23 protein-coding genes are annotated in these 23,011 nt (G+C 68.8%); 7 read left to right on the top strand and 16 right to left on the bottom strand.

From position 1 onward, the window contains the following. The first annotated feature begins 233 nt into the window (after positions 1–233). Positions 234–1,874 carry a GMC family oxidoreductase N-terminal domain-containing protein gene (locus tag HWX39_RS28480; protein WP_175971044.1) on the top strand — a complete coding sequence of 547 codons (1,641 nt, stop codon included), beginning with the start codon at positions 234–236 and terminating at the stop codon, positions 1,872–1,874. A 21-nt stretch (positions 1,875–1,895) separates the two neighbouring features. Here the strand turns inward: HWX39_RS28480 and HWX39_RS28475 are convergent, their stop codons facing one another. Genes HWX39_RS28475 through fliF form a run of 6 tightly spaced genes read right to left on the bottom strand, consistent with a single transcriptional unit; the run spans position 1,896 to position 8,742 of the window. After that, a complete protein-coding gene (locus HWX39_RS28475) occupies positions 1,896–3,266 on the bottom strand; it encodes a flagellar hook-length control protein FliK (protein ID WP_175971043.1) in 1,371 nt (456 codons plus the stop codon). Positions 3,267–3,297: 31 nt separating this feature from the next. After that, the gene (gene fliJ / locus HWX39_RS28470) at positions 3,298–3,756 is read right to left on the bottom strand and encodes a flagellar export protein FliJ (RefSeq protein WP_175971042.1); all 459 of its coding nucleotides are present in this window, start codon (positions 3,754–3,756) and stop codon (positions 3,298–3,300) included. A gap of 5 nt (positions 3,757–3,761) precedes the next feature. Continuing rightward, positions 3,762–5,324 (bottom strand): flagellar protein export ATPase FliI, encoded by a 1,563-nt coding sequence (gene fliI, locus HWX39_RS28465; RefSeq protein ID WP_175971041.1) that lies wholly within the window; start codon positions 5,322–5,324, stop codon positions 3,762–3,764. Further along, on the bottom strand, positions 5,318–6,001 hold the full coding sequence (fliH, locus tag HWX39_RS28460) for a flagellar assembly protein FliH (protein ID WP_175951271.1): 684 nt from the start codon (positions 5,999–6,001) through the stop codon (positions 5,318–5,320). Before fliH ends, fliI begins: the two co-directional genes overlap by 7 nt. Further along, entirely contained in the window at positions 5,994–6,989 is a 996-nt protein-coding gene (gene fliG, locus HWX39_RS28455; protein ID WP_011353514.1) for a flagellar motor switch protein FliG, read from the bottom strand. The genes fliH and fliG overlap by 8 nt, the downstream gene beginning before the upstream one ends. Then, positions 6,979–8,742, bottom strand: a complete 1,764-nt coding sequence (fliF, locus tag HWX39_RS28450; RefSeq protein WP_175971040.1) for a flagellar basal-body MS-ring/collar protein FliF — start codon at positions 8,740–8,742, stop codon at positions 6,979–6,981. Before fliF ends, fliG begins: the two co-directional genes overlap by 11 nt. 249 nt (positions 8,743–8,991) lie before the next feature. Between fliF and fliE the strand changes: the two genes are divergently transcribed. From fliE to HWX39_RS28420, 6 genes are all read left to right on the top strand, one after another. Beyond that, positions 8,992–9,336 carry a flagellar hook-basal body complex protein FliE gene (gene fliE, locus HWX39_RS28445; protein WP_175971039.1) on the top strand — a complete coding sequence of 115 codons (345 nt, stop codon included), beginning with the start codon at positions 8,992–8,994 and terminating at the stop codon, positions 9,334–9,336. Between the two features lie 212 nt (positions 9,337–9,548). Continuing rightward, a complete protein-coding gene (gene fliS / locus HWX39_RS28440; protein ID WP_069249107.1) occupies positions 9,549–9,983 on the top strand; it encodes a flagellar export chaperone FliS in 435 nt (144 codons plus the stop codon). After that, positions 9,980–10,312: a flagellar protein FliT gene (locus HWX39_RS28435; protein WP_175971038.1), complete on the top strand. Its 333-nt coding sequence runs from the start codon at positions 9,980–9,982 to the stop codon at positions 10,310–10,312. Before fliS ends, HWX39_RS28435 begins: the two co-directional genes overlap by 4 nt. 129 nt (positions 10,313–10,441) lie before the next feature. Next, a complete protein-coding gene (locus HWX39_RS28430) occupies positions 10,442–11,812 on the top strand; it encodes a flagellar hook-length control protein FliK (RefSeq protein ID WP_175971037.1) in 1,371 nt (456 codons plus the stop codon). Beyond that, the gene (locus HWX39_RS28425; RefSeq protein ID WP_175971036.1) at positions 11,809–12,126 is read left to right on the top strand and encodes an EscU/YscU/HrcU family type III secretion system export apparatus switch protein; all 318 of its coding nucleotides are present in this window, start codon (positions 11,809–11,811) and stop codon (positions 12,124–12,126) included. The genes HWX39_RS28430 and HWX39_RS28425 overlap by 4 nt, the downstream gene beginning before the upstream one ends. Positions 12,127–12,395: 269 nt before the next feature. Continuing rightward, positions 12,396–13,130 (top strand): PepSY-associated TM helix domain-containing protein, encoded by a 735-nt coding sequence (locus HWX39_RS28420; protein WP_175971035.1) that lies wholly within the window; start codon positions 12,396–12,398, stop codon positions 13,128–13,130. Positions 13,131–13,240: 110 nt separating this feature from the next. Here the strand turns inward: HWX39_RS28420 and HWX39_RS28415 are convergent, their stop codons facing one another. The 10 genes from HWX39_RS28415 to HWX39_RS28370 form a co-directional block, all read right to left on the bottom strand. Continuing rightward, positions 13,241–14,266: an XdhC family protein gene (locus tag HWX39_RS28415; protein WP_085041961.1), complete on the bottom strand. Its 1,026-nt coding sequence runs from the start codon at positions 14,264–14,266 to the stop codon at positions 13,241–13,243. Positions 14,267–14,475: 209 nt separating this feature from the next. Then, positions 14,476–14,979 (bottom strand): hypothetical protein, encoded by a 504-nt coding sequence (locus tag HWX39_RS28410; RefSeq protein ID WP_175971034.1) that lies wholly within the window; start codon positions 14,977–14,979, stop codon positions 14,476–14,478. 551 nt (positions 14,980–15,530) lie between these two features. Further along, positions 15,531–16,937 (bottom strand): amino acid permease, encoded by a 1,407-nt coding sequence (locus HWX39_RS28405; protein ID WP_175971033.1) that lies wholly within the window; start codon positions 16,935–16,937, stop codon positions 15,531–15,533. Between the two features lie 216 nt (positions 16,938–17,153). Then, complete coding sequence (gene rqpR / locus HWX39_RS28400; RefSeq protein WP_175971032.1) at positions 17,154–17,810, bottom strand: response regulator transcription factor RqpR; 657 nt, start codon at positions 17,808–17,810, stop codon at positions 17,154–17,156. 7 nt (positions 17,811–17,817) lie between these two features. After that, on the bottom strand, positions 17,818–18,633 hold the full coding sequence (gene rqpS, locus HWX39_RS28395) for a quorum system sensor histidine kinase RqpS (protein WP_175971031.1): 816 nt from the start codon (positions 18,631–18,633) through the stop codon (positions 17,818–17,820). A gap of 414 nt (positions 18,634–19,047) precedes the next feature. Next, on the bottom strand, positions 19,048–19,818 hold the full coding sequence (locus tag HWX39_RS28390; protein WP_059812432.1) for a ferredoxin--NADP reductase: 771 nt from the start codon (positions 19,816–19,818) through the stop codon (positions 19,048–19,050). Positions 19,819–20,051: 233 nt separating this feature from the next. Then, positions 20,052–20,699 carry a LysE family transporter gene (locus HWX39_RS28385; protein ID WP_175971030.1) on the bottom strand — a complete coding sequence of 216 codons (648 nt, stop codon included), beginning with the start codon at positions 20,697–20,699 and terminating at the stop codon, positions 20,052–20,054. Positions 20,700–20,818: 119 nt separating this feature from the next. Next, a complete protein-coding gene (locus tag HWX39_RS28380; protein ID WP_175971029.1) occupies positions 20,819–21,634 on the bottom strand; it encodes an endonuclease/exonuclease/phosphatase family protein in 816 nt (271 codons plus the stop codon). 5 nt (positions 21,635–21,639) lie between these two features. Next, on the bottom strand, positions 21,640–22,128 hold the full coding sequence (locus tag HWX39_RS28375; RefSeq protein WP_175971028.1) for a hypothetical protein: 489 nt from the start codon (positions 22,126–22,128) through the stop codon (positions 21,640–21,642). A 146-nt stretch (positions 22,129–22,274) separates the two neighbouring features. Further along, positions 22,275–22,994 (bottom strand): nitroreductase, encoded by a 720-nt coding sequence (locus tag HWX39_RS28370; RefSeq protein WP_175971027.1) that lies wholly within the window; start codon positions 22,992–22,994, stop codon positions 22,275–22,277. Positions 22,995–23,011 lie beyond the last annotated feature (17 nt).

The raw sequence follows: 23,011 nt of genomic DNA, 5'->3' as shown, positions 1-23,011 counted from the left end.
AAGGAGCGAGACGTGGCAAGCGGCCCTTCTCGGGGCAACCCCAAATTAAAGCGTTCATGTCACGGGAATGCCCGAAATCGCCCGTATGGCGGCGTCGCTCGTTGCTTGTCCCCTTGGGGGGCGAGCGATTTCGGGCGTTCGCATGTGCGTTCCCGATGTAAACAGACCCTATAAGAGGAGACGCGGTCGCGCGGCGGTGCCGGGCGGCTTCCATGACACGACGGAGACGTGACATGCAATACGACTACATCATCGTCGGCGGCGGTTCGGGCGGGTCGAGCCTGGCAGGCCGTCTCGCCGATGCCTGCCCCGATGCGACGATCGCGCTGATCGAGGCCGGCTCGCACACGGAGCGCAACCTGCTCGTCAACATGCCGGTCGGCATCGCGGCGCTGGTGCCGTTCAAGCTCGGCACGAACTACGGCTACGAGACGGTGCCGCAGCCGGGCCTCGGCGGGCGGCGCGGTTACCAGCCGCGCGGGCGCGGGATGGGCGGCTCGAGCGCGATCAACGCGATGATCTACACGCGCGGCCACCCGGGCGACTACGACGAATGGGCGCAGCTCGGCGCGACCGGCTGGGGCTGGCAGGACGTGCTGCCGTATTTCCGCCGTGCGGAAGGCAACGCGCGCGGCGCCGATGCGTGGCATGGCGCGGACGGCCCGCTCACGGTGTCGGATCTGCGCTTTCGCAATCCGTTCTCCGAACGATTCATCCAGGCCGCGCATGCGGCCGGCTATCCGCTGAACGACGACTTCAACGGCGCGACGCAGGAAGGCGTCGGCTTCTATCAGGTCACGCACCGCGACGGCTCGCGCTGCAGCGTCGCCCGCGCGTATATCTACGGCCGCAACCGGCCGAACCTGCACGTGATCACCGATGCGACGGTGCTGCGCGTCACGTTCGACGGCAAGCGTGCGGCCGGCGTCGCGGTGGCGCGCAACGGGCGCGTCGAGACGCTCGACGCGCGCGCGGAAGTGATCCTGTCGGCCGGCGCGTTCAATTCGCCGCAACTGCTGATGTGTTCGGGGATCGGCCCGGCGGAGCAACTGCGCCGGCACGGGATCGCGGTCGTGCAGGATGCGCCGGACGTCGGCGCGAACCTGATCGACCATATCGACTTCATCATCAATACGCGCGTGAATTCATCGGAGCTGGTCGGCATCTGCCTGCGCGGGATCGCGAAGATGACGCCCGCGCTCGCGCGCTATTTCTCGAGCCGCACCGGGATGATGACGAGCAACGTCGCGGAGGCCGGCGGCTTCATCAAGAGCGATCCGTCGCTCGAGCGTCCCGACCTGCAACTGCATTTCTGCACCGCGCTCGTGGACGACCACAACCGCAAGATGCACTGGGGCTTCGGCTATTCGCTGCACGTGTGCGCGCTGCGGCCGTTCAGCCGCGGCACGGTGGCGCTCGCGAGCGGCGATGCGCGCGACGCGCCGCTGATCGATCCGCGCTTCTTCAGCGATTCGCGCGATCTCGACCTGCTCGTGCGCGGCACGCAGGCGATGCGCAAGATCCTGTCGCAGGCGCCGCTCGCGTCGCAGGGCGGGCGCGAGCTGTACACGCGGGCCGACCAGAGCGAGGCGGAGCTGCGCAAGACGATCGTCGAGCATGCGGACACGATCTACCACCCGGTCGGCACCTGCCGGATGGGTTCGGACGCGCGCGCGGTCGTCGATCCGCAACTGCGCGTGCGCGGCGTCGAAGGGTTGCGCGTGGTGGATGCGTCGGTGATGCCGACGCTGGTCGGCGGGAACACGAATGCGCCGTCGGTGATGATCGGCGAACGCGCGGCGGACTTCATCGTCGCCACGCGCAAGGGCGCGGCGCCGCGCGGCGAGGTCGCCGCGGCGGTGCACGGCCGCTGAGCGGCGTGCACCGGGTCATGCTCAGGCAAACGTATCGACGAGGCCGGCGCGGCTCACGCTTGCGGCGGCCGGTGCGGATTGCACAACGTCGACCGGTGCATCGGCGGCTGACGATCCGCCGTTCCCGCGCCGGGACGACTGGCCGCCGGCGAAGGTCTGTTGCGGGTTCTGCTGCTGCGAAGCGAAGCCGCCGTCGCTGACGGTTGCGCTGCCGAGCCCGAGCCCGCCCGCTTCCATGGCCTCGCGCAGCTTCGGCAGCGCGGCTTCGACCGCTTCGCGCACCTGCGCGTGCTGCGACACGAACAGCGCGTGCGCGTTGTTGTCCGCGACGCGCAGCACGACCTGCAGCGGCCCGAGATCGGCCGGATTGAGCGTCAGCTCGGCGCTCTGCTGGTGCGCATTCGACAGGAACACGACCTTCTGACTGAGCGCGTCCGTCCAGTCCGGCGTGCCGACGTGCGGCGCGAGCACGTGTGCGTTTGCCGCGGCGATCGCACTCGCGGCCGGCGACAGCTGCAGGTTCGCCTGGGCTGCGGCCGCAGCCGTGGCGCCGGCCGCGAGCGTCGCGCTGGCGGCCGGGTCCGCCGCGTCGCCGGCTGCCGCGAGCGCGTGCTGCTCACCCGACTGCGCGTTCACGTTGGCCTGCAGCGCTTGCGCGGTGGCTTGCACCGGCGTTTGCTGGGGGGCGAGCGCGCCCTTCGCGTCGGCGAGCGTGCGCTCGAAAGTCGGCACCTTCGGTGTCAGCGGCACGGCGGTGCCGGTCGCAGCGGTCGAGGCGGTCGCTGCAGTCGAGGCGGTCGCTGCAGTCGAGGCGGGAGCCGACGCCGTCGTGCCGGTCGCGGGCATGGCGATCGCACCCGAGCCACCCGTCAGCTTGGCGAGTGCTTCCTGCAGCGCATCGCGGCTCGATGCGGGCGTGGCCGGCTGGGTGGCCGCGTGATCCGCCAGCGTAGCCGTGGCATCGGGTTGACCGGACACGGCCGTCTTTTGCGCGGCGGCCGCGGCGACTGCCGCATCGGCCGGCGCCGCGTTGTCCGTGCGCGCCCGCAGTTGCGCCTGCACGGCCACGGCAGCCGCGAGCGCGGCGGCGTCAGGGTTGGTGGCGGCGTTCGTGGTCGTATCGTCGGTCGCGTCGTCGTCATCGTTAGCGGACGGCTTCGTGCCGGCGGCCAGCTTCGACGAAGCCGGGTTCGTCGAAGCGTCCGGCACGCCGGTATCCGACGCATCGCGACGGGCGGTGACGCTTTGCTTCAGCGTCTGTGCGAACGGCGCGGCGGTCGTGGCGTTCGCGGCATCGTTGCCGGCGGCGCTGGACGGACCCGAGCCGCGGGCAGCCTTGAGTGCGGTACCGGCGGTGTCGAGCAGCGCGCCGAGCAGGGGCAGGGGAGGCATGACGGTTCTCTCGTTCGAATGCGGTGGTCGGTTACGACGAACGGGCCGCATCGGCCCGCATGCGCAGGATCTTCGCGGCGTGTTCGTCGGCATCGCGCTGTTCGCGCCGGGCGTCGCGCTTCGCTTCCTGCGCGACGCCGCGCGCCTGCAGGATTTCAAACGAACCGACGGTGCGTTTCTTCTGTTGCCAGTTCGGGCGCGCCTCGTCGATGCGGATTTCGGCCGCGGCCAGCACGCTGCGCTGCTGCGCGATCGCGGCGTCGAGGGTGTCGATGAACGCCTGGAAATTGCGCCAGTTGCCGGCCGGCATCCCGTGCTGCGCGGATTGCGAGAAGCGCGCGTGGTATTCGTCGCGGTAGCGCAGCAGCGCGTCGAGCTGCTCGGCGGCCGCGGTGCGGTCGCGCTGCGCGGTGCCGAGCTGCTTCGCGGCGGAGTCGAGATCTTCCTGCGCGCGGTCGAGCAGCAACTGAAGGGGAAAGCCGTGTGCCATCTGGATCAGCCTCCGTAAGCGTCGAACAGTGCATCGAGCCCGGCAAGGCTCGACGCGAACGGCGCGCATTCGCGAAAGCCCTGCTGCAGGAACGCCTCGATGCGCGGATAGAGCGCGATCGCGCGGTCGAGCTGCGCGTCGCGGCCGGGCGCGTACGCGCCGACCGCGATCAGGTCGCGATTGCGCTGGTAGCGCGACAGCATCTGCTTGAACTGCCGGACGTGGTCGAGATGTGTTTCGTCGATCAGTGCGGTCATCGCACGGCTGATCGACGCCTCGATGTCGATCGCCGGGTAGTGGCCGGCCTCGGCGAGCGTGCGTGACAGCACGATGTGGCCGTCGAGGATCGCGCGCGCCGAATCGGCGATCGGGTCCTGCTGGTCGTCGCCTTCGGTCAGCACCGTGTAGAACGCGGTGATCGAGCCGCCGCCTTCCGGCCCGTTGCCGGTGCGCTCGACGAGCGCGGGCAGCTTCGCGAACACCGACGGCGGGTAGCCCTTCGTCGCGGGCGGCTCGCCGATCGCCAGCGCGATCTCGCGCTGCGCCATCGCGTAGCGCGTGAGCGAATCCATCAGCAGCAGCACGTGCTTGCCCTGGTCGCGGAAATACTCGGCGAGCGACGTCGCGTAGGCCGCGCCCTGCATCCGCAGCAGCGGCGACACGTCGGCCGGCGCCGCGACGACGACCGAGCGCGCGAGGCCGTCCTCGCCGAGGATCTGTTCGATGAATTCCTTCACTTCGCGGCCGCGTTCGCCGATCAGCCCGATCACGATCACTTCCGCGCTCGTGTAGCGCGCCATCGTGCCGAGCAGCACCGACTTGCCGACGCCCGAGCCCGCGAACAGGCCCATCCGCTGCCCGCGGCCGACGGTGAGCAGCGCGTTGATCGCGCGCACGCCGACGTCGAGCACGTGGTGGATCGGTTCGCGCTCGAGCGGGTTGATCGACGGCGCCGACAGCGGCGCGTCGACCTTCGATGCGAGCGGGCCGAGGCCGTCGAGCGGGCGGCCGGACGCGTCGACGACGCGCCCGAGCATCTCCCAGCCGACCGGCAGCCGCTTCGCGCCCGCGAGCGGATCGGCGACGGGCGCGCTTTCGAGCGGCCACACGCGCGCGCCGGGCAGCACGCCCGCGACGTCGGTGGTCGGCATCAGGAACAGGCGATCGCCGGCGAAGCCGACGACTTCGGCTTGCGCGTGCGGCAGCGTGCTGCCGGGCGGCAGTTCGATCGTGCATTCGGCGCCGACCGACAGGCGCAGCCCGATCGCCTCGAGCACGAGGCCGGCTGCGCGCGTCAGGCGCCCGCACGGCCGCAGCGGCAACGCGCGGTGGCTGCGCGCGGCGAGCCCGTTCAGGTGGCTGCGCCAGTGCGCGAGATGCGGGTTGTGCGGTGCGCGCGGTGCGGCGCCGGGGGTATCGGCCGCTGCAGCGGTGGCGTGCGACGGGGTGTCTTGTGCGGTGTCCGGCGCGGCGTCGTGCGCATGCGGGCCGAACGACGCGAGCGCGAGTTCGCGCTCCAGCGGCGTCATGCCGTCGTGCGCGAGCGCCTCGGGCGGCCGCGTCACCACGTGCTCACCTTGCCGATCGCGGCGGCGACGCGCTGCCAGCGCGTGGGCAGCGTCGCGTCGACCTCGCCGGTCGCGGCGTGCGCGCGGCAGCCGCCGCGCTCGATCGACGCGTCGGTGCGCACGTTCCAGCCGAGCGCATCGAGATCGTCCTGCAGATAGGCTTCGACGACGGGCAGGTCGGCCGGGTTCACCGCGAGATGCGGCGCGCCGGACAGCGCGGGTTCGGCGGCGAGCACGTCGCGCACGGCGGCAACCAGCGCGGCCGGGTCGTGCTTCACGTGCTGGCGCACGACCTGCTGCGCGATGTCGAGCGCGAGCTGCGCGATGTCGGCGGCAAGATCGTGTTCGACGGTCGACACGGCCTCGCGGAACGACGCGGCGAGCGCCGCGAGCTGCGCGGCCTGTTCGCGTGCGTCGGCCTGGCCGGCCTCGAAACCCTGTGCGCGGCCCTGCTCGAAACCGGCCTGGTAGCCGAGCGCCTGGCCTTCGACGTGGCCGGCCGCATGGCCTTCGGCATGTGCGGCGTCGCGCACGCGCTGCAGTTCCTCGGCGAGCGCGGCGGCGGCGGCCGCCGCGTCGTCGGGCGGCGGCGGGGGCGGCGGCGGGTCGAACGACGCCATCTCCCACCGCTGGTACGCGGTGAGGGTGCCCGCGCGATCGCTCGCCGAATCAGACATACGCGTCTTCCGCCTTGCCGCCGATCGCGATCGCGCCGCTCTCGGCCAGGTTGCGCACGATCTGCAGGATGCGGCGCTGCTGCGTCTCGACGTCGGACACGCGTACCGGGCCGCGCGCGTCGAGATCCTCGGCGAGCAGTTCGGCCGCGCGCTGCGACATGTTCGCGAGGAACTTCTGGCGCAGCGCCGGCGGCGCGCCCTTCAGCGCGATGATCAGCGTTTCCGACTCGACTTCCTTGAGCACCATCTGGATCGCGCGGTCCTCGAGGTCGAGCAGGTTCTCGAACACGAACATCTGGTCGATGATCTTCTGCGCGAGTTCGGCGTCGTACTGGCGCACGCTTTCGAGCACGCCTTCCTCATGCACGCTCGTCATGAAGTTCAGGATCTCGGCCGCGGTGCGGATGCCGCCCATCGGGCTGCGCTTCAGGTTGTCGCTGCCGGACAGCAGGCCCGTCAGCACGTCGTCGAGCTCGCGCAGCGCGGCCGGCTGGATGCCGTCGAGCGTCGCGATCCGCAGGATCACGTCGTTACGCAGCCGCTCGGTGAAGCACGACGCGATTTCCGACGCCTGGTCGCGGTCGAGGTGCACGAGGATCGTCGCGATGATCTGCGGATGCTCGTTCTTGATCAGCTCGGCCACGGCGCCGGAATCCATCCACTTCAGGCCCTCGATGCCGCTCGTGTCGCTGCCCTGCAGGATACGGTCGATCAGCACGCCGGCCTTGTCCTCGCCGAGCGCCTTGGTCAGCACCGAGCGGATGTAGTCGCTCGAATCGAGCGACAGCGCGGTGTGCTGCTCCGCTTCCTTCGCGAATTCGTGCAGCACGTCCTCGACCTGCTCGCGCGTGACGTTCTTCAGCGCGGCCATCGCGGCGCCGATCTTCTGGACCTCGCGCGGCGCGAGGAACTTGAATACCTGCGCGGCCTCTTCCTCGCCGATCGACATCAGCAGGAGCGCGCTCTTGGTCAAGCCTTCAGCGTTCATCGGACACCCAGTTCTTCACGACGGTGGCGACGATCTTCGGATCCTGGCGGGCGATCGTGCGCGCGTAGTCGAGGTTGCGTTCGTAACGGTTCTTCTCGCTCTCGAACCCGAGCAGCAGCGAGTCGGGTTCCTCGGCCTTTTCCGGCGCCGGCAGGCCGTCGAGCGCGACCGGATCTTCCGGCGCGGCGAGCGCCTGTGCGACCGGCTCGGGCGGCGGGAACGCGCGGCGCATCGCCGGGCGCACGAACATGAAGTAGAGCGCCGCCGCGGCCGCCGCGATGCCGAGCCACTTCGCCGCTTCCTTCGCCATCGCGATCATGTCCGGCTGGCGCCACCACGGCAGGTCGGCGTACGGGTCGCTCGCGGTCGAGAACGCGCTGTTCACGACGTTCACCGAGTCGCCGCGCTTCGCGTCGTAGCCCATCGCGTCCTTCACGAGCTGTTCGACCTGCGCGAGCTTCGCGGGCGGCAGCGGCTGCATCGTCACGTGGCCCTTCGCGTCGGCGACCGGCTGGTAGTTGACGACGACCGCGACCGACAGCCGCTTCACGCTGCCCATCGGCTGCTCGAGATGGCGGATCGTCTTGTCGAGCTCGTAGTTGGTCGTCTGGTCCTTGCGGTCGCTCACCGGCGTCGCCTGCGGCGCGTTCGAGCCGTTGCCGGCGACGATCGGCGCGGAAGCCGGTTGCGGCGGCGTGTTCGACAGCGCGCCCGGCACGCCCGACGCGCCGCCCTGCGCGAGCTCGGTCGAGCTGCTGGTCTGCTGGCTGCGGATCGCGGCCTGCTGCGGCACGCCGTTCGGGCCGTAGCTTTCCGACGTCTGCTCGACCTTCGAGAAATCGAGATCCGCGCTGACCTGCGAGCGCGCGTTGCCGGCGCCGAAGATCGGCGCGAGGATCGCGTCGATGCGCTTCTGCGTGTTGTGCTCGACCTGCTGCACGTACTTGAGCTGGCTCGCGTCGAGGCCGGATGCCGATGCGGTCTGGGTCAGCAGGTTGCCGTCCTGGTCGACGATCGTCACGTTCTTCGCGGGCATGTCGGGCACGCCGGACGACACCATTCGCGTGATTGCCTGAACCTGGCCCTCGTCGAGTACGCGGCCCGGGTAGAGGTCGACGAACACCGACGCGCTCGGCGCTTCCTTGTCACGCACGAACACCGACGGCTTCGGGATCGCGAGATGCACGCGCGCGCCGCGCACGGCGTTGATCGATTCGATGGTGCGCTGCAGCTCGCCTTCGAGCGCGCGCTGGTAGTTGATCTGTTCGGCGAACTGGCTGATGCCGAATTTCTGGTTGTCCATCAGCTCGAAGCCGACCGAGCCGCCCTTGGGCAGCCCCATCGCGGCAAGCTTCAGGCGCGTTTCATGCACCTGGTTCGACGGCACGAGGATCGCGCCGCCGGCATCGGCGAACTTGTAGGGAACGTTTGCCTGCTGGAGCGCCGCGATGATCGCACCGCCGTCGCGATCCGACAGGTTGCTGTACAGCACGCGGTAGTCGGGCGCGCGGCTCCACAGCACGAGCGCGGTGATGACGGCGACCGCGAACGCGACGGCGATCAGGAACGGCAGCTTCGGGTTGCCCTTCATCCGCGAGATGCCGGGGATGCGTTCCGCGAAGCCGCCAAGCCCGAAGTCCGCGCCTGCGCCACCCGCGCCCGGCAACGCGGCGGCCGCGGCGGCGCCGGGCGCCGGGCTGGCGAGGCCCGCGCGGGCATCTGGGTTGATCAGCGAGTTGGCCTGCGAATCCATGCGTCGAGTTTCTCCGGAGCGGGACGACTGAGCTCGCTCGGACGAGCGGGCGGACAATGACACGATGCGATTATCGTGACCCGGGCCGTCCTCCGATCGACCGAAAAGAGCGGGGTTTCCCCCGTACTTTCTCGGCTTTGACGCGCGGCGCGCTGCTATCCTTTTTCGGAATCCGGCATGGTGCGCGTGGCGCGGCGCCGGCGGATCTCCCGGTGCGTCCGGGTCTCTTCTCTCAGTTTTGGGGACAGCATGACTGCGAACGTCAGCGGAATCGGTTCGGTGTTGCAACAGATGCAGTCGATGGCCGCGCAAGCGTCCGGCGGCGTCGCGAGCCCGACGGCGGCACTGGCCGGCTCGGGCGCGGCGACGGCCAGCACGTTCGCGAGCGCGATGAAGGCGTCGCTCGACAAGATCAGCGGCGACCAGCAGCATGCGCTCGGCGAGGCGCAGGCGTTCGAGGTCGGCGCGCCGAACGTGTCGCTGAACGACGTGATGGTCGACATGCAGAAAGCCAACATCGGCTTTCAGTTCGGGCTCCAGGTCCGCAACAAGCTAGTGAGCGCTTACAACGACATCATGCAGATGTCGATCTGACAGGACGGCTGGTCTGACAGGACGGCTATCCGGGGAGAGCGCCCCGCGCACGGCCATCCGGGCGGGGTCCGCTGGGCGAACCTGCCGCGCGATGCGGCATGGGCCGCTTGCCTAAAGCTTTCCAAATCCCTTCCGATAACTCCGGTGAAGGCCGCGTCGTGCGATGCACGGCGGCGGTTCCCGTATAGCCAACGCACAACAAGGAGAAGCGCATGTTTTCCCCAGGACACGCTGGAGCCAGTGCATACGCGCGTGTCGGCGTCGAGACGGGGGTGATGGGCGCCTCCCCGCACCGGTTGATCGCGATGCTGTACCAGGGCGCGCGGCAGGCGGTTGCGCTGGCGCGCATGCATTTGCAGCAGGGCAATGTATCCGCGCGCGGTGAAGCGATCAGCAAGGCGATCCGGATCGTCGACAGCGGGCTGAAGGCGTCGCTGAACCTCGACGCGGGCGGCGAGATCGCGGAACGGCTGGACGCGCTGTACGCGTATATCGGCCGGCGTCTGCTCGAGGCCAACGCGCAGGCGAGCGACGCGATGCTGGTCGAGGTCGACAGGCTGCTCGCGACGCTCGAGGAAGCATGGACGGGAATCGCCCCGGAAGTCGCGCGGATGGCCGCGCAACAGGCAGTGGAAGCATCAAGATGAATCGCAAGGCCGAATACTTCGAACTTTACGAGGCGCTTGCCGCCGTCTCGGGCCGGATGCTGGGTGCCGCCCGCAGCGCCGACTGGAGCGCGTTGCCGGGGTTGCAGGCCGAATTCATGCAGCTGGTCGACGGGCTGAAGGAAGCCGATCCGGGCGTCGTGCTCGACGAATCGGACCTCGGCCGCAAGCTCGACCTGATCCGCCGCATCCTGGCCGACGACGCCGCGATCCGCGATCTCGCGAGCCCGGACGTCGCGCGGCTGTCCGCGCTGTTCGAGGCGCGGCGCTCGACCAAGGTATTGACCGATCTCTACCGCGCGCGCGGGTAGGGCCCGTTTCCGGGGAAACGGGCGCGGGGTGCACGAGCCCGTTGCGGCAGACGCGCAGTTCCCGCGGACGGCACCGGTGTGTCGTTCCCGGATTCGCCACGATGTGGCTGAGGTGACCAGGCTCCGATCATGACCGGTATCGACCCCGTTGCGGCCGCACTGCTCGCGAGCCGCCTCGACAGCTTGCTGACCGGCACCGTGTCGGCGCCCGCCGGCGGTGGCGCGACCTCACAGGTCGGCACGCCGGGCACCGGTGCGTCGTCCACGCCTTCGGCCGGCAGTCCGCCTGCCGCGCCGCCCGCTTCCACCCAGACTGCGCTGTCCGATGTCGGGCGCGTGCTCGACGCGATCTCGCGCGCGGGCGGCGACTCGACGCCGGCCATTGCCGGGCGCGCGCCGCTGCTGGCCGACCCCACCGTGCTGCTGACCGACGCGGCCGCGCCGGCCGCCTCCGATCCGGCTGCGTCTTCCACGCCCGCTTCCGCCGCGGCGTCGCCGGCTGCCGCTGCGGCGTCGTCGGCCGCCGCGGTGCGCGAAGCGGCTGCGACTTTGCCGGTTGCCGCGCTGCGCGCAGCGCTCGCGCAGGCGGTGAGCGAAAGCGGCCTCTTCTATGAATCCCATCTCGCGCAGTGGCTGGCTGGCCAGCGTCCGCTCGCGGCGCTGATGCGCGAGCCGCAGGCACGCCTCGCGGCCGCGCTCGTGCCGGCTGACCCGGATGCCGTACAGCACGGCTCGACCGACCCGCTCGACGAGCTGCTCGCGCAGCGTCCGCCGTTACCGGCGAGCGCGCGCGCAACGGCGCAGCCGGGCACGCCGGCGCAGGGCGGCGCGGCGGCTCGCGATCCCGCGCCGGCCCTGCCGTCGGGCGCGCGGCAGGGGGCGTCGCTGCCGCCCGATACGGCCGATCTGCTCGGCGATCGGCCCGATGCGCGCTGGACGCCCGCGCGAGCCGAACTGGCTGCCGCATCGTCCGATTCCCAGGCGCAGACGCTTGCGCCCGTGCATCCGGCCGCGGTGCCGCTCGTCAGGCAGCAGCTCGACGCGCTCGCGACCGACCAGTTTCGCTGGGCCGGCGAGGCATGGCCCGGCGCGCGGCTCGACTGGACGATCGAGCCCGACGATCCGGGCAGCCGGGCGCCGCGCGGCGACGGCGGCGACTCGGGCGACGGCATCGCCTGGCGCACGCGCCTCACGCTGACGTTGCCGTCGCTCGGCACGGTCGACGCGGAGCTGGTGCTGAACGGCACGCAGCTCGTCGCGCGGCTGCGTGCGAACCAGACGGGGGCCGACCGTCTCACCCGGCACGAGGCGGCACTGCGGCAGCGGCTCGAAGTGTCGGGGCTCAAGGTGGGCGGGCTGTCGATCCGCGCGGTCGACGACGGCCCGGACGGCTTCGACCTGTTTGCGGCCCAGGCGGCCGCGGCCGCGTATGCGCGCGGTTCAGCCTCGGCCGGCGGCCCGACGACGCGTGCGCCGGATACCGACGAGGCGCTGCAATGAGCATGACGTCCCGCAAGCGCGCCGCCGCGCTCGTCTACGATCCGAAGGGCGGTGATGCGGCGCCGCGCGTGGTCGCGAAGGGCTACGGTGCGCTCGCCGAGATGATCGTCGCGCGCGCGCACGACGCGGGGTTGTACGTGCATACGGCGCCGGAGATGGTGTCCCTGCTGATGCAGGTCGACCTCGACGACCGGATTCCGCCGCAGCTCTACCAGGCGGTCGCGGATCTGCTCGCGTGGCTGTACGCGCTCGACCGTACCGAACCCGCGCCGGACGCCGCCGCACCGCGCTTTCCGCTGCCGCCGCTGCGTTGAACGGCTCGGTATCGTGCGATTTCTTACGAAATGCCGTCTCGATTCCGAAAAGTCATTCTGTCGATATTCCTCCCCGATCTTCCCGCATCATGAAGCAATGTGTCTGCTTCGTTTGAGTTCCCTCTGTCGCGGGGCTCGCCGCCATGCAGCCGGGCGGATTGAGCCGGCTATCGATTTGTGTAATGATATCCATTCTCATTTTCATGCCGCTCGGGCGGCGCGCACGCTCTGCGCGCCGCCCGTTGTTTTGAACGAATGGACCCTTTCGCGTGAACGCGCCCGAAACGATCAATCCGCCCCAGACGGGTACTTCCCGCGCGGGTGTCACCGTGCTGCACCCGGCGGCCCGCCCGCTGGGTGACGACGAACTGGCTGCGCGCCGCCAGCGTTCGCGTCGCGCGACCTTCATCAAGTGGCTGCGCAAGGTGCATGGCTGGGTCGGCCTGTGGGGCGCGGTGCTCGGGCTGCTGTTCGGCGTGACGGGCGTGCTGCTCAACCACCGCGCACCGCCGCTGAAGATTTCGACCGGCGAGCCGCAGGTCGAGGAGATGCAGATCGCGCTGCCTGATCCGGCGCCGAAGACGCCCGCCGCGATGACGAAGTGGCTGCAGCACGAACTGCATTTCGACGGCAAGCCGGGCCGCATGCGCAAGGAACCCGCGCAGCCCGTCGCGTGGGGCGACAAACGCGTGATGCAGCCGGAGCACTGGCAGATGGGCCTGTTCGGCCCGCACCAGAACCTGCAGGCCGAATACTGGGTCGGCAACGGCTACGTCGCGGTGAAGCGCACGGGCAACACGTTCCTGACCACGCTGAACAATCTGCATCGCGGCGTCGGGATGAATCTCGGCTGGGTGCTGCTGATGGACACGATTGCAGGCTCGCTGATCCTGCTGTCGCTGACCGGCGTGCTGCTGTGGACCGAGCTGAACAAGCGCCGCACGGTGGGCGTCGTGCTGGTGGTCGGTTCGGTCGCCGCGGCGCTGGCCGCCGGGCTGACCTGATCGGCGGCACGTGTCGGCCTGGCGCCGGCGCGTGCCGTTTCGTTGGTTTCGTCCGCTTTGCTCGTCGCGAAGCCGTGCCCGGCGCGACCGCGCGCCGGCGCCGTTAGCGATCAGAGGCCGCAGGCCGCGCCGCTGTTCGCCGCGATTTCGCGCGCGGCCTTCGCACCCTCGACCTGCAGGATCGTCGGCAGCGACACGTTGTTCTTCGCGGCGGTGATCTCGGCGAGGATCGAGATCGCGATTTCCGGCGGCGTCCGGCTGCCGATGTAAATGCCTGCCGGCCCGTGCAGCCGGCCCAGTTCTGCTTCGCTCAGGTCGAATTCGCGCAGCCGCTCGCGCCGCGCCGCGTTGTTGCGCCGCGAACCGAGCGCGCCCACGTAGAACGCGGGCGTCTTCAGCGCTTCCATCAGCGCGAGATCGTCGAGCTTCGGATCGTGCGTGAGCGCGATCACGGCCGAACGTGCGTCGAGATTCATGTCGAGCACCGTATCGTCGGGCATCGTGTGCACGACACGCGTACCCGGCACGTCCCATGCATCCGTGTATTCCTCGCGCGGATCGCACACCGTCACCTGGTAGTCGAGCCCGACCGCGATCTGGCACAAATAGCGCGACAACTGGCCGGCGCCGATCACGAGCATTCGATAGCGCGGCCCGTGGATCGTCACGAGCCGCTCGCCGTCGAACGCGAGCCCGTCGGCCGCCTGCGCGGGCGACAGCGATGCGCGGCCCGTCGCGAGCGTCATCGTGCGCGTGACGAGACGGCCGGCCTCGACTTCCGCGCACAGCGCGGCAATCCCGCTGTCGCGCGTGAGCGGCTCGAGCACGAGCTGGATCGTGCCGCCGCACGGCAGCCCGAAGCGGTGCGCTTCCTCGGCCGTCACGCCGTACTTGAGCGCTTCCGGGCGCGCGTCGGCCGCGATCCCGCTCGCGTGCACGCGGGCGATCAGGTCGTCCTCGATACACCCGCCGGACACGGAGCCGACCACGAGTCCGTCCTCGCGCACCGCGAGCATCGCGCCTTCGGGGCGGGGCGACGAGCCCCACGTCTTCACGACCGTCACCAACAGCACGCGGCGCCCTTCTTCGAGCCAGCGCGCGCTGGATTTCAATACATCGAGATCGACGCTTTCCATCATCTCCTTCCTGTTGCCGGGCGACACCGCCGATGCGGGCCGCCGTTCGATGGCGCGATTATGAACCGGCCGCGGCAAGCGTGCAGGCGACGGGGAACGGGCAAAACGGGGAAGGGGGAGACTGAGCAGCGAGGAAGGCGGGCAGGGCGGCCCTGGACGGGCCGCCGGCAGGCCGCCGGGCGGATACATCCACCCGGCGGGGTGCTCCGTCAGAGCGAGCCCAGGTACTGCGTCAGGGCGCGGATGTTGTTGTCATACGCGTTCGACGTGCCAAGCTCGACGCCGCCGCTGCGCACGTAGTACTCGAACGGCACGGAGCGGGTGCCGAAGAACGGCAGGAAATTGTCCGGTTGCAGCGTCGTGCCGTTCAGGCCGATCGCCCAGTTCCTCGACTTGTACAGCTCGAGCTCGCGGATCGTCGCCTGGACCTGGTTCGTCTCCGACGCACGAATCGCGGCGATGTGCTGCGTCAGCGTCTCGATGTTCGCCTGGTATGCGCTCGGCTCGCCGACCGAGACGCCACGTGCGCGCACGTAGTAGCTGAACGGCAGGTTGCGCTCGGTGAAGAACGTCAGGAAACCGTCCGGCGCCAGCGTATCCCCGTTCAGCCCGATCGCCCAGTTCTTGCTTTGATAATCCCTGAGCCCCGCGATCGTCTGGTTGGCCGCGTTGATTTCGACCTTTGCCGTGACGTTGACCAATGTATTGCTCATGACAGACCTCTCTGGTTCTTGTTGAACTTCTGACAGGTGCAGCGACATGCCTCCGGACGGAGGCAATGCAATACCGGCAACCGGATTATCCGGTTTTAATTGTAATTAATTAAAAAGATGCTGAAAATTGGTTTATGAATACGCGATGAATTTCTGTTTAATGGAAATGCGTTTCGATGAAGCCGATTGCATCGCGCGGCGCTCATGCTGCGTCGCAATCCCGGGCTGGTATGGGCTGGGCGGGTTCGCGCGGTCGACCGACTGAATGCTAGTTTGGCGGATGCAAGAGTTCAATGCCGGTCACGCAATTATTTTGTGCTATTCATATTCAATTCAATCGCATTACGTTTTCAATCGATTAATGCGCTGATCTGAAGCGAATATGCCGGCATTCGAAAAACAGCCAATGGGAACGGGAATTGACGCACGGATCGTTGCAGGAATGGCAACGTGGCGGCGTGACGCGTGAAGGCAGGGCGGGGAGGGGAGGGGGGCGGGGCCGGTATCCGGCCCCGCGGGTGCGCACCGTGCCGCGTGCGGCACGGCGGCGCTCAGTGCGCGTCGTGGTGACCGTGCGCGAGCTTCGAGTGGTGGCGCGAGTACAGGAAGTAGATCACGAGGCCGATTACGAGCCAGATGCCGAACGCGGCCCAGGTGACGGGTTGCAGGTTCAGCATCAGGAACAGGCACGACGCGACCGCGAGGATCGGCACTACGGGCACGCCGGGGCAGCGGAACGCCCGCGGCAGGTCGGGGTGCGTGCGACGCAGCACGAGCACGGCGATCGACACCATCGAGAACGCCGCGAGCGTGCCGATGTTGATCAGTTCGGCGAGTACGTTGAGCGGCACGAGCGCGGCGATCAGCCCGAAGAACAGGCCGACGAGCCAGGTCGTCAGGAACGGCGTCGCGTAGCGCGGGTGCACGCGCGACAGCGTCGCGGGCAGCAGCCCGTCGCGCGACATCGCGAAGATCACGCGCGTCTGGCCGTAGCTCATCACGAGGATCACGGTCAGCATGCCGAGCACCGCGCCGAGATCGATGAAGCCCGCGACCCACGTCTCGCCGGCCATCTGCAGCGCGTACGAGATCGGGTGCGAGATGTTCGCGTACTGGGCCGATGGCACGATGCCGGTCGCGACCGCGGCGACCGTCACGTACAGCACCGCGCACACCGCGAGCGACGCGATGATGCCGATCGGCAGGTCGCGTTTCGGATTCTTCACTTCCTCGGCGGCCGACGACACCGCGTCGAAGCCGATGAACGCGAAGAACATCACGGCCGCCGCGCCGAACACGCCGTTCCAGCCGTGCGGCATGAAAGGCTTCCAGTTCGCGGGCGTCACGTGGAACAGGCCGACCGCGATCACGAGCAGCACGACCGACACCTTGATGAACACCATGATGTTGTTGATGCGGGTCGACTCGCGGATGCCGATCGACAGCAGCGTCGTGATCACGATCATCACGAGGAACGCGGGCAGGTTGAACCACGTGACGACGCCCGGCACCGCGCCGGGCGCCGCCGTCAGCACGGTGGGCAGCGACAGCCCGAAGCCCTGCAGCAGCGACTGCAGGTAGCCCGACCAGCCGACCGACACGGCCGACGACGCGAGGCCGTATTCGAGCATCAGGTCCCAGCCGATGATCCACGCGACGACCTCGCCGAGGGTGGCATACGAATACGTGTAGATCGAGCCGGCGACGGGGATCGTCGACGCGAATTCCGCGTACGACAGCGCCGCGAGGCCGCACGCGATCGCGGCGATCACGAACGACAGCATCAGCGCGGGGCCGGCCTGCACGGCGCCGGTGCCGGTCAGCACGAAGATGCCGGTGCCGATGATCGCGCCGATGCCGAGGAAGGTGAGGTCGATCGCGCCGAGCGCTTTCTTGAGCCCGGCGGCATGCGCGCCGGCGATCATGCGATCGACGTTTTTCTTGCGGAAGAGTGACATTGCGGATGAATCGCCAGCGCGCGCGGGCGCGATAGCGCTGACTGAGTGAAAACCCGCAATTTTAGCCGATTTGGCGCACAAGACCCGCTGCGGCGCAGCGGCGCCTCGAGAAATCGTCCGATAAAACAAACGCTTGCGCGCCAGGCGGGCGGCCGCGGGCGGCGGCGCGGCATGCGCCGCGTCGCCGGGCCGGACGCATCGGGCAGGGCGGCGAAATCAGGCGCCGGCCGTGGGCGCCATGTCGACGAGCTGGTTGCTCATCACGTAGAACGTGAGCTCCGCATTGTTCGACAGCCGCATCTTCTCGAGCAGCCGCGACCGGTACACGCTCACCGTCTTCACGGACAGCGACAGCGTGTTCGCGATGTCGGTGAGCCGCTTGCCCGACGCGAGCATGCAGAGCGTCTGGTATTCGCGGTCGGACAGCTTCTCGTGCGGCAGCGGCTCGTTCTCGAACGACACGTATTCGGCGAGCGCCTCGGCCATCGCGGGGCTCACGTACTTGCGGCCGGCCGCGACCTGCTGGATCGCGCCGATCATCTGCGCGGCGTTGACCGTCTTCGACAGATAGCCGGCGGCGCCGGCCTTCAGCGCGCGTACCGCGTACTGATCCTCGCGGTACATCGAGAACATCAGCACCGGCGTGCGCGGCAGCTTGCGCTTGAGGCGCTTGAGCACTTCGATGCCGTTCGTGTCCGGCAGCGAGATGTCGAGCAGGATCACGTCGAACTCCTGCTTGTCGACGGCGGCCATGGCGTCGCCGCCGTTCTCGGCCTCGGTGACGTCGCGTGCGACGCCACGGTCGATCAGCAACTGGCGGATCCCTTGCCGGACGATCGCGTGATCGTCCACGAGCAGGATGTTCAGGCTCATGACGACCTCACGAAAGCGACGCGCGGCGGGCCGCGACGGGCACCGCGAGCAGCGAATCCCAAGCGAAGCGCGCAGTGACGCGCGTGCCGTGGCCGGTTTCCGGCGTGGCCGTCTCGAAGCTGCCGCCGAACGCCTCGCAGCGGGCGCGCATGCCGGCGAGACCGTAGCCGGGGCGGCGGCGCCGGGAGAAACCGGTCCCATCGTCGGAGACAATCAGTGACAGATGCGTGCCGTCGGTGGCGATCCGCACGTCGACCGACGTCGCGCGTGCGTGCTTCGCGACGTTCGACAACGCTTCCTGCGCGACACGGAACACCGCGAGCGCGCTGGCGCCGGCGATCTGCGTCAGGCGCGCGTCGGCCGCACAGACGAAGCTGGTGTGCAGGCCCGTGCGTGCCGCGTGGGTGTCGGCCCACGACGAGAGCGCGCCGACCAAGCCTGCGTCGAGCGCCGGCGTGTCGCGCTCGTCGATCAGCCGGCGATTCGCGTCGGTCGCGGCGTCGAGCGCCTGCTGCGCAAGCGCCAGCGCGCGCAGGCAACCATCCGGCGCATCGGCCGGCAGCCACGCTTGAACGTTTGCGAGCGCGAATCGCGCAGCGGTGAGTTCGGCGCCGAGCCCGTCGTGCAACTCGCCGGCCAGGTGACGGCGGGCCGCTTCGTCGGCGGCGAGCAACTGGGCAGACAGCGCTGCGATCCGCGCGGCGCGGGCGTCGCGTTTCGACGCGGCGTCGGTAACGGGCGGAGTCGCGACGCAGCCTGGCATGCGCTGTTGCGACGGGAACGGGGCGTGGGCGCCCAAGGGCGCGTTAAGCGACGTATCCATGACTCTCCCTGCTGTCAGAAGCGGTTCAGACACCGGCTGGCTGCGTGGATCGGCTGCCGTTTCGATGACGGTCGCCGCCAGAGAATTGCCCCCTGCCGAGGTAACAAAAGTTACGTCTTGTAACACTTGCATCCGACCCTTTCACTGTCATCCGAACGGCAACCACGCGCGGCGAATAATATCTCAAAATTTCTGAAAAGGTCATGTCGGGCGGACATTTAAGGGTAAATGTGAGTAATCCGGGTGAACGTGTTGTAGGAAAAACACTGACACCCGAGCACCGGACGATGACGTATCCAAATGTAACTATTTGAGATTAGATCATCCCAATTTGTTACGAATTCGCCAAGTAGGGACGAAAAAAAACCGGAGCTTTCGCTCCGGTTCTTGATGGCGCGCAAATTTGGGGATCGATCAGTCCACGAACGCGCGCTCGATCACGTAGTGGCCCGGCGCGCTGTTCTTGCCTTCGACGAGGCCGGCCTGCTTCAGCAGGTCGGTCGTGTCCTTCAGCATCGCGGTGCTGCCGCACAGCATCACGCGGTCGTTTTCCGGCGAGAACGGCGGGACGCCGAGATCCGTGAACAGCTTGCCCGTTGCGATCAGGTCGGTGATCCGGCCTTCGTTGTCGAATGCTTCGCGCGTGACCGTAGGGTAGTAGACGAGCTTTTCCTTGATGATGTCGCCAAGGTACTCGTGGCCCGGCAGGTCATGCTTGATGTAGTCCATGTACGCGAGCTCGCCCTTCAGGCGGCACGTGTGCGTCAGGATCACCTTGTCGAAGCGCTCGTAGATGTCCGGATCGCGGATGATCGACATGAACGGCGCGAGGCCCGTGCCCGTCGACAGCATCCACAGCGTCTTGCCCGGCAGCAGGTTGTCGGCGACCAGCGTGCCCGTCGGCTTCTTGCCGATCAGCACCGTGTCGCCCACCTTCAGGTGCTGCAGGCGCGACGTCAGCGGGCCGTTCTGGACCTTGATGCTGAAGAATTCGAGATGCTCTTCGTAGTTCGGGCTGACGATCGAGTAGGCGCGCGCGAGCGGCTTGCCGTCGACCTCGAGGCCGACCATCGTGAATTCGCCGTTGTTGAAGCGCAGGCTCGCCTCACGGGTGCAGGTGAAGCTGAACAGCGTGTCGGTCCAGTGATGGACGGATTGGACGGTGGCGGTGTCGTATTTGCTCATGGCTTTGAAAACGGACGCGCGTAGCGAACGCGAGTAACGGGCCCAAAAACGGGCAAAAAACCGAGTGCGACGGCCCGATCACGGATCGGCCGGCCGGCGCGTCGGACACGCGCCTTCTCGATGACAGACGATTGAGGAACTCGTTATTTTACCCTGTTGACGCGGATCGCGGGCTTGACCCCCGTGGCCGCGCGGATTTGGCGCAACGAATCATTTCAATCAGCTTTCGGTTTTCAGCGCTCGGCCGCGAGTTTCGCGCCGAGGCCGACGAGCGCCACGCCGCACAGCGCGTCGAGCGGGCGCCGCACGCGCCGGTAGCCGCGTTGCGCGCGCGGGCTCGCGAACAGGCAGGCGACGCACGAATACCAGCCGGCCGACAGCCCGCCGATCGTCACCAGCACCGCGCCGTTGAACCACAGCGGCACGTGCGCGGGCAGCATCGCCGCGAACACGCTGGTCCAGAACGCGCAGGATTTCGGGTTCGTCAGGCACGTGAACAGCCCGCTGCGATACGCGCGCAGGTAGTCGCGCGTGTGCGGCGCGGCGAGCGGCGCGCGTTCGTCGGGCGCGTCGGCCGGCGCCGTATCGCGGCGCACGCCCGAGCGCAGCAGCTTGAAGCCGAAATACACGAGGTACACGGCGCCGCCGATCCGGATCGCCTCGTACAGCCATTCGACCTGGTGCAGCACGGCCGCGAGGCCGAGCATCGCGAGCGTCGCCCACGCGACCGACGCGGTGCCGACGCCGAGCGCCGATGCGGCGCCGAGGCTGCGCCGGCCCGCGAGCGACAGTTGCGAAATCATGAAGAAATTCGGGCCGGGGGTGATCGCCGCGACGAGATAGACGGCGGCGATTTGCAGCAGGATCGGCAGGTAGGTCATGGCGGCGCGGCCCGGCGGCGGGGCCTGGCGGAATGGGCAAGGCGTCAATGTAGCGCGCGCCGAGCGGCCGGGCTTTGGCGATGCGCAATCCGGCAGATCCCGGGCCGAGGCCGGGAACGTTATTGCGGATCGAGGCGCAGGCGCGCGATGTACGGCAGGTGGTCCGACAGCCACGCGGCCTCGCCGGACGGGGCGCGCCATTCGAGCGGCGTCAGCCCGCGCACGAACATCTTGTCGAGCGCGAGTGCCGGCGAGAACGCGGGGAACGTGCGGCCCGATTCGCCGAGCAGCGTCGCGACCTCGGACAGCCCGATCTCGCCGAACAGCGCGACCGAGTCGTTGCGCCAGTCGTTGAAGTCGCCGGCGAGCATCAGCGGGCCGTCGCCTGCGTTGCGCACGATCCAGTGCGCGATCCAGTGCATCTGGCGCAGCCGCGCGGCGCGCGTGAGCGCGAGGTGCGCGCACAGCAGCGTGACCGGGCGCGCGCCCGCGAGCGTCGCGCGCGCGACCAACAGCCCGCGCCGCTCGAAGCGGTGCGCGGAGATGTCCCAGCGGCCGCCGAGGTCGAGCGGGTGCGGCGACAGGATCGCATTGCCGTGCCGCCACGACGGCTTGAACACGTTCGGCCCGAGCGCGATCTGCCAGTCGAGCGCATGCGCGATCTCGGTGGCCTGGCAGTGCCAGACGTCGTCGACCGCGTCGTCCATCGGCGCGCCGAAGCCGGGGGCGAGCATCGGGCGCGGCATGCGGCGCGCCATCGCTTCCTGCAGGAAATACACGTCGGCGTGCGTCGACTGCATCCAGTTGCGCATCGCGTTCCACGCGGTGAAGCCGAGCGGCGAGCGGCCCTTGTGCAGGTTCCAGCTCACCGCGGTGATCTCGTCGGGTGCGGCGTGCGGTTCGGCGAACGGCAGGGACAGGGCGTCGGCGGACATGACGCTCAATCCTTCGCGACGTGCGCACGCACGCGGTACACGAGGTGCGGATGCTGTTCGACGAGCGTCCAGTCGGTCCACGCGTCGCCGCCGACCGTCAGGCCCGGGTGACTCGCGACGATTTGCCGCGGCGACGCGGGCACGCACGGATCGGCGGGCTTCGCGCCTTCGTCGTCGATCGTTTCCTGCACGTCGAGCGCGAGCGACACCGTGTTCGCGCCGGCATCGACGGTGAGCGGCGCGACCGTTACTGAGCGCGAGCGCTCGGTCGGCACGACGCGCGCGGCATTGCCGCAGCCGACCGGCACGGCGGACGGATAGCGATGGGTATCGGTACGGGCCTGACCCACGGTGGTGCGCTGCTGGAACGTATCGACGGTCTGGCCGTCGCGCACGACCTGGATTTCCCACGCGACGGAGTCCGGCGCGGGGCTCTGCGCATGGGCGGCGAGCGCGATGCTCGCGAGCAGGACGGCCAGGCCGTGTTTCAGCATGAAACGTCTCCGGAAACGCGGAATAGCGGGGAATGGACGCACATCTTACGCCCGATCGATTTCGATCGCGATGTGACAGGACGCGCCGCGGCAAGTTCGCCCAATGATGCGGTCCTGTTCGAAAGGTAGGGCCGCGTCATGCGTTTTCAAGCGAAAAAACGCGTGAACTCGGCGACCGGCGCGCGCTCGGTGACGAGGCGGTTCTCGATCGCGTCGGGGTCCGCATGGCCGAGCGACATGCCGCAGACCAGCTGTTCGTTGGCGGGAATGCCGAGGTGTTCGGTGACGATCCGGTGAAACGGCACGAACGCGGCCTGCGGGCAGGTATCGAGCCCGCGTGCGCGTGCGGCCGTCATCACGCCCTGCAGGAACATCCCGCAGTCGAGCCATGCGCCGTAGTTCATCACGCGGTCGAGCGTGAAGAACAGTGCGACCGGTGCATCGAAGAAGCGGAAGTTGCGTGCGTGCTGCGCATGCATGCGCGCCTTCTCGTCGCGGCCGATGTTCAACAGGCCGTACAGGTCCCAGCCGACCTTGCGGCGCCGGTCGATATAGGGCGACACCCATTCGCGCGGGTAGTAGTCGTACTCGGCCACATATTTTTCGTCGCGCGCGGGATCGTCGTGGGCCGCGGTGAGTGCGGCGGCGAGCGCATCGCGCGTGGCGCCCGTCGCGACGTACACGCGCCACGGCTGGATGTTGGTGCCCGACGGCGCGCGGCTCGCGGCTTCGAGGATCGCCTCGAGCGTGTCGCGCGGCACGGGCGTCGGCAGGAACGCACGGATCGCGCGGCGCGACGTGAGCGCCGCGTCGACGGCGCCGATCGCATCGGCATCGACGCGCGGGAAAGCAGTGGGGACGGACATCGGCATACCTTCGAGAC

The organism is Burkholderia sp. BCC0322, from assembly GCF_902833045.1.
In the GTDB taxonomy this organism is placed as follows: Bacteria; Pseudomonadota; Gammaproteobacteria; order Burkholderiales; family Burkholderiaceae; genus Burkholderia.
The sequence above is the reverse complement of the archived record's forward strand: the minus strand, read 5'-3'. Positions and strand labels throughout refer to the sequence as shown.